The sequence below is a fragment of the Streptomyces sp. NPDC006265 genome, from assembly GCF_040613555.1.
Classification (GTDB): domain Bacteria; phylum Actinomycetota; class Actinomycetes; order Streptomycetales; family Streptomycetaceae; genus Streptomyces.
In genome coordinates, this window is the sequence record NZ_JBEXSH010000825.1 from 1 (window position 1) to 4,059 (window position 4,059).

Below are 4,059 nucleotides of genomic sequence, written 5' to 3' on the forward strand. Positions count from 1 at the left end.
TGTTAAATTGTTTTTTTTTTTTGTTTTTTGTTTTCTTTTGGGTGGGAATGCCGAGAGGCCCCCGGGCGGGCGGCGGCGCCTGGGCGCGGGTGTTGTGCGCCGCCCGGCCCGCCGGCGCCCCCCCCCCCACGGCATGACTGCGTACGGTCCCGTCTTTTGTACCGTCTCGTCAGATCATGCCGGACGGTGGTGGTCCTCGCCTGCCCCGCCCGGTACTTCGGCAAGCCCGTGGCGCGCTGCTGCCTTCTCCTGGGCGATCCGGCGGTGGTCGGCGGCCTTGCGCTCGTACAGCGCGGCGAGCCGCAAGTGGTAGGCCGGGTCGTCCTCCTCGTAGATGTCCGGGACACCGTCGGCGTCCTCGTCGCGCTCCTCGTCCTCCCACAGGCGGCGGTACTTGGCGTTCCGGATCTTCAGCAGGACGGTCGCGAGTGTCGCGGCGATGAGCGAGCCCAGCAGGACGGCGGCCTTGACCTCGTTGGTCATGGTCTGGTCGCCCTCGAAAGCGAGTTCACCGATGAGCAGCGACACGGTGAAGCCGATGCCGGCGAGGGTCGCCACGGCGAGCACGTCCGCCCAGGCGAGGTCGTCGCTGAGCGACGCCTTGGTGAAACGGGCCGTCAGCCACGTCCCGCCGAAGATGCCGAGCACCTTGCCGGCCACGAGCCCGAGGACGACACCGAGGGTCTCCGGCCGGGTGAACACGTCGGCGAGAGCCCCGCCGGAGATGGCGACACCGGCACTGAAGAGGGCGAACAGCGGGACGGCCAGCCCCGCCGACAGGGGCCGCACGAGGTGCTCGATGCGCTCGCCGGGGGAGTGGTCCTCGCCCTCGTGGCGGTGGCAGCGCAGCATCAGGCCCATGGCGACACCGGCGATGGTGGCGTGGATGCCGCTGTTGTACATCAGCGCCCAGACGACGAGGGCGAGCGGCACGTACACGTACCAGCCGCGTACGCCCTTGCGCAGCAGCAGCCAGAAGAGCACCAGACCGGCGACGGCGCCGCCGAGCGCGGCGAAGTTCAGGTCGGCGGTGAAGAACACGGCGATGATCAGGATCGCGAAGAGATCGTCGACGACGGCGAGCGTGAGCAGGAAGGCCCGCAGCGCGCTCGGCAGGGAGGTGCCGATGACGGCGAGCACGGCGAGCGCGAAGGCGATGTCGGTGGCGGTCGGCACGGCCCAGCCGGCCAGGGAGCCCCCACCGGCCACGGCGGTGACGGTGTAGACGAGCGCCGGTGCGGCCATGCCGCAGAGCGCGGCGACGACCGGGAGCGCGGCGGCCTTCGGGTCGCGTAGGTCGCCCGCGACGAGTTCGCGCTTGAGCTCGATTCCGGCGACGAAGAAGAAGATCGCCAGCAGCCCGTCGGCGGCCCAATGCGCGATCGACAGGTCGAGGCCGAGGGCGGCGGGGCCCAGGTGGAAGTGGGAGACGCTCTCGTAGCTGTCGCGCAGTGCGGGGATGTTCGCCCAGAGCAGTGCGGTGACTGCGGCGGCGAGCAGCAGCACACCACCGACCGTCTCGGTGCGCAGCGTGTCCGCGACGTAGGTCCGCTCGGGGAGCGACAGTCGTCCGAGGACCTTGCGCGGGCTGCTGGGGTGGGGCGCGGGCACGAGGAGACCTCCGGTCGGTGGGCATGGCTGAACGCTTGCCGACCAGACTTCCCGGCGCACCATGGAGCAATTGTTTGATTAGTTTAGCTAAGCGTGCGAGTGGACGCATCCGGCGATCTTCATCTGCTTGCCGCGAGGGCACCCGACGCGTTGTGTGCCGGGTGCCCTCCGTCCGTGCCGCTATGCCCGGGCCTTGATCAGTCCTCGCTGGACGCGGCGGGCAGCTTGGCCTGGATGAGGTCCATGACCGTGGAGTCGGTCAGCGTGGTGACGTCACCCAGCTGACGGTTCTCGGCGACGTCCCGCAGCAGCCGGCGCATGATCTTGCCGGAGCGGGTCTTGGGCAGCTCGGCCACCGGCAGGATCCGCTTCGGCTTGGCGATCGGGCCGAGGGTGTTGCCGACGTGCGTGCGCAGCTCGGCGACCAGGGTCTCGGTCTCCGAGGCCGTGCCGCGCAGGATCACGAACGCGACGATGGCCTGCCCGGTCGTCTCGTCCGCCGCGCCGACCACGGCCGCCTCGGCGACCGAGGGGTGCGAGACGAGCGCCGACTCGACCTCGGTGGTGGAGATGTTGTGCCCGGAGACCAGCATGACGTCGTCGACCCGGCCGAGCAGCCAGATGTCGCCGTCGTCGTCCTTCTTGGCGCCGTCACCGGCGAAGTACTTGCCCTCGAAGCGCGACCAGTACGTGTCGATGAAGCGCTGGTCGTCGCCCCAGATGGTGCGCAGCATCGACGGCCACGGCTCGGTCAGCACCAGGTAGCCGCCACCGCCGTTCGGCACCTCGTTCGCCTCGTCGTCGACGACCGTGGCGGAGATGCCGGGCAGCGGCGTCTGCGCGGAGCCGGGCTTGGTGGCGGTCACGCCCGGCAACGGGGTGATCATCATCGAGCCGGTCTCGGTCTGCCACCAGGTGTCGACGACCGGGGTGCGGTCGCCGCCGATGTTCTTGCGGTACCAGATCCACGCCTCGGGGTTGATCGGCTCGCCCACCGAGCCCAGCACCCGCAGGCTGGACAGGTCGAACTTGGCGGGGATGTCGTCGCCCCACTTCATGAACGTGCGGATCGCGGTCGGCGCGGTGTAGAGGATCGTCACGCCGTACTTCTGCACGATCTCCCAGAAGCGGCCCTGGTGCGGGGTGTCGGGTGTGCCCTCGTACATGACCTGCGTCGCGCCGTTCGCCAGCGGCCCGTAGACGATGTACGAGTGGCCGGTGACCCAGCCGACGTCGGCGGTGCACCAGTAGACGTCGGTCTCCGGCTTGAGGTCGAAGACGGCGTGGTGGGTGTAGGCGGTCTGCGTGAGGTAGCCGCCGGAGGTGTGCAGGATGCCCTTCGGCTTACCCGTGGTGCCCGAGGTGTAGAGGATGAACAGCGGGTGCTCCGCGTCGAACGCCTGCGGGGTGTGCTCCGCGCTCTGCCGTCCCACCAGGTCGTGCCACCACACGTCGCGGCCCTCGGTGAAGGCGACCTCCTGGCCCGTGCGGCGCACGACCAGGACGTGCTCGACGATGCCCGCCTTCTCGACGGCCTCGTCCACGGCCGGCTTCAGCGCGGACGGCTTGCCGCGCCGGTAGCCGCCGTCGGAGGTGATGATCACGCGCGCGTCGGCGTCCTGGATGCGTGTGGCGAGCGCGTCCGAGGAGAAGCCGCCGAAGACGACCGAGTGGGCGGCGCCGATCCGGGCGCAGGCCAGCATCGCGATCGCCGTCTCGGGGATCATCGGCATGTAGACGGCGACCCGGTCGCCCGCCTGGACTCCCAGCTCCAGCAGGGCGTTGGCGGCCTTGGAGACCTCGTCCTTGAGCTCGGCGTAGGTGATCGCGCGGCTGTCGCCCGGCTCGCCCTCGAAGTGGATGGCGACCCGGTCGCCGTGGCCGGCCTCCACATGGCGGTCGACGCAGTTGTAGGCGACGTTGAGCTCGCCGTCCTTGAACCACTTGGCGAACGGCGGGTTCGACCAGTCCAGCGTCTCGGTGGGCTCCTTGGCCCAGGTCAGCCGACGGGCCTGCTCGGCCCAGAAGCCGAGCCTGTCAGCCTTGGCCTGTTCATACGCCTCCGCGGTGACATTGGCGTTCGCGGCCAGGTCGGCGGCGGGCGCGAAGCGTCGCTCCTCCTTCAAGAGGTTGGCCAGGCTTTCATTGCTCACGGCATCTGCCTTTCCCAGGGTGTCCGTTGTGTCCCAGGCCACAGCTCATCAGACCCGGGGGTGCGATGACAAGGGCCGACCGCCGATTGGTTTAGACCTGTCGGGCGGTGCTGTCGGGGACCGGGGTCATCCGTACCCACGGACGCCGACCAGGGAAAGTTCAGTGCGTGTGCTGCCCGTCACCCCGCGCGCCGCCCGGCCCTGGGACCTTGTCGCGATCGCCGCCGCAGCGATCGCCGGGCACCTCATCGGCCACGTCGTCGGCCCGCTGCTCGCCGTCTGCTGCATCGGCTTC

General features: G+C 69.7%; 2 protein-coding genes. Both read right to left on the reverse strand.

Features of this window, described 5'->3' with window-relative positions; all coding sequences use genetic code 11:
- Nucleotides 1-174: 174 nt before the first annotated feature.
- Complete coding sequence (gene nhaA / locus ABZ281_RS40785) at nucleotides 175-1,611, reverse strand: Na+/H+ antiporter NhaA (RefSeq protein WP_356663019.1); 1,437 nt, start codon at nucleotides 1,609-1,611, stop codon at nucleotides 175-177.
- A 197-nt stretch (nucleotides 1,612-1,808) separates the two neighbouring features.
- A complete protein-coding gene (acs, locus tag ABZ281_RS40790) occupies nucleotides 1,809-3,764 on the reverse strand; it encodes an acetate--CoA ligase (protein ID WP_356663020.1) in 1,956 nt (651 codons plus the stop codon).
- Between the last annotated feature and the right edge of the window lie 295 nt (nucleotides 3,765-4,059).